The following is a 2,767-nucleotide window of genomic DNA, read 5'->3' on the forward strand; positions in this document are numbered from 1 at the left end:
CAGACTGCAAAAATTGTGTTATAGTCTTGGGCTTGGCTGGTGGTGTTGATTCAGGGTTAACCCGGATGGGTGGTCTGAACAAGATGACAAGCCAACCGGGGTGTAGCCAACCTTCGATGCGATGCAAATTGAATCGAAGCTGCAGATGGGAAGTTTGAGCGAAAGCGCAGGCGACCAGAAAGCAGGGTTGCAAGATGGGATGCAAATTAGGCAAAAGCCGGCTGCATGATCTGCAAAAGTTGTGTTATAGTTTCGGGCTTGGCAGTTGCCGAAAAATTAGGGAATACCCTGATGTTTCGATAGCTGCTAAGAGGAAGGTCCGAAAGGATTTTCCGGCGAGATCTGAAGAGGTCGCCGTCGAGAAGGTGAAGCGAAATTAAACGCGACGCTGACTTGACAAGCGATAAAAACTTCTTCATAATCTCGTTTCTCTGCTGCTAAAACAGCAGCGACGCGAAGAGCGAAGTTCTTCGAAAGTCGCTGAGGTTAACGGCAGTTGAGGCGAAGTAGTACAGAATTTAGCAGTACCGCTCTTTAACAATTAAACAACCGATAAGTGTGGGCGCTTGATGCGAGTGCACAGTGATCGGGCCGGGTTTACCTGGTTTGATCGCAAGCACAAGAAATCAAGTGCTCACTAGAAGTGAAGTACCTTAGATGTCAAGTCTAAGAACATACCTCACTTCCTTTGAGTAGCGACGTATGACTCGGTTCTTCGGAACTAAGAAATACGAATTTATACAGAGATTAAACTGAAGAGTTTGATCCTGGCTCAGATTGAACGCTAGCGGGATGCTTTACACATGCAAGTCGAACGGCAGCGCGGACTTCGGTCTGGCGGCGAGTGGCGAACGGGTGAGTAATGTATCGGAACGTGCCCAGTAGCGGGGGATAACTACGCGAAAGCGTAGCTAATACCGCATACGCCCTAAGGGGGAAAGCAGGGGATCGTAAGACCTTGCACTATTGGAGCGGCCGATATCGGATTAGCTAGTTGGTGGGGTAACGGCTCACCAAGGCGACGATCCGTAGCTGGTTTGAGAGGACGACCAGCCACACTGGGACTGAGACACGGCCCAGACTCCTACGGGAGGCAGCAGTGGGGAATTTTGGACAATGGGGGCAACCCTGATCCAGCCATCCCGCGTGTGCGATGAAGGCCTTCGGGTTGTAAAGCACTTTTGGCAGGAAAGAAACGTCGCGGGCTAATACCCCGTGGAACTGACGGTACCTGCAGAATAAGCACCGGCTAACTACGTGCCAGCAGCCGCGGTAATACGTAGGGTGCAAGCGTTAATCGGAATTACTGGGCGTAAAGCGTGCGCAGGCGGTTCGGAAAGAAAGATGTGAAATCCCAGAGCTTAACTTTGGAACTGCATTTTTAACTACCGAGCTAGAGTGTGTCAGAGGGAGGTGGAATTCCGCGTGTAGCAGTGAAATGCGTAGATATGCGGAGGAACACCGATGGCGAAGGCAGCCTCCTGGGATAACACTGACGCTCATGCACGAAAGCGTGGGGAGCAAACAGGATTAGATACCCTGGTAGTCCACGCCCTAAACGATGTCAACTAGCTGTTGGGGCCTTCGGGCCTTGGTAGCGCAGCTAACGCGTGAAGTTGACCGCCTGGGGAGTACGGTCGCAAGATTAAAACTCAAAGGAATTGACGGGGACCCGCACAAGCGGTGGATGATGTGGATTAATTCGATGCAACGCGAAAAACCTTACCTACCCTTGACATGTCTGGAATCCTGAAGAGATTTAGGAGTGCTCGCAAGAGAACCGGAACACAGGTGCTGCATGGCTGTCGTCAGCTCGTGTCGTGAGATGTTGGGTTAAGTCCCGCAACGAGCGCAACCCTTGTCATTAGTTGCTACGAAAGGGCACTCTAATGAGACTGCCGGTGACAAACCGGAGGAAGGTGGGGATGACGTCAAGTCCTCATGGCCCTTATGGGTAGGGCTTCACACGTCATACAATGGTCGGGACAGAGGGTCGCCAACCCGCGAGGGGGAGCCAATCCCAGAAACCCGATCGTAGTCCGGATCGCAGTCTGCAACTCGACTGCGTGAAGTCGGAATCGCTAGTAATCGCGGATCAGCATGTCGCGGTGAATACGTTCCCGGGTCTTGTACACACCGCCCGTCACACCATGGGAGTGGGTTTTACCAGAAGTAGTTAGCCTAACCGCAAGGGGGGCGATTACCACGGTAGGATTCATGACTGGGGTGAAGTCGTAACAAGGTAGCCGTATCGGAAGGTGCGGCTGGATCACCTCCTTTCAGAGCTTAGTGCTCGTGTTAAGCGTCCACTCTTATCGGTTGTTTGATATAGCTGGGATCGGTTGTGGGCTTGGGTAGAGGGATTCCTCCCTGTGTCCATGACTTCTGACTACTGATCCGAGAAGGTTTTGGGTCTGTAGCTCAGTCGGTTAGAGCACCGTCTTGATAAGGCGGGGGTCGTTGGTTCGAATCCAACCAGACCCACCAGGTATTCTGCGCTGAGCAGGATATGGGGGTGTAGCTCAGCTGGGAGAGCGCCTGCTTTGCAAGCAGGATGTCATCGGTTCGATCCCGTTCACCTCCACCATTGATTGACGCGAGTCGGTCGCCTGGTGAGATGTAGAGGCTAACTCATAGCGTCGTGTGCAGACTGCAGACGATCTTATGAGTTAGGTTTTACCTAACAGCTATATTCGTTCTTTAACAATCTGGAAGAAGCACAACAAAATGTGCTCATCGAGTAGTCAGCTTTGCTGATGAAGATGGG

2 tRNA genes and 1 rRNA gene are annotated in these 2,767 nt (G+C 52.0%); all 3 read left to right on the top strand.

Going from position 1 to position 2,767, the window contains the following annotated elements:
- Positions 1 to 749: 749 nt before the first annotated feature.
- Positions 750 to 2,280 (top strand): 16S ribosomal RNA (locus AC6LJ9_RS30410).
- Positions 2,281 to 2,410: 130 nt separating this feature from the next.
- Positions 2,411 to 2,487, top strand: a tRNA-Ile gene (locus tag AC6LJ9_RS30415).
- Positions 2,488 to 2,511: 24 nt separating this feature from the next.
- Positions 2,512 to 2,587, top strand: a tRNA-Ala gene (locus AC6LJ9_RS30420).
- The last annotated feature ends 180 nt before the right edge of the window (positions 2,588 to 2,767 follow it).

The organism is Achromobacter sp. 1011811831 (assembly GCF_059760905.1).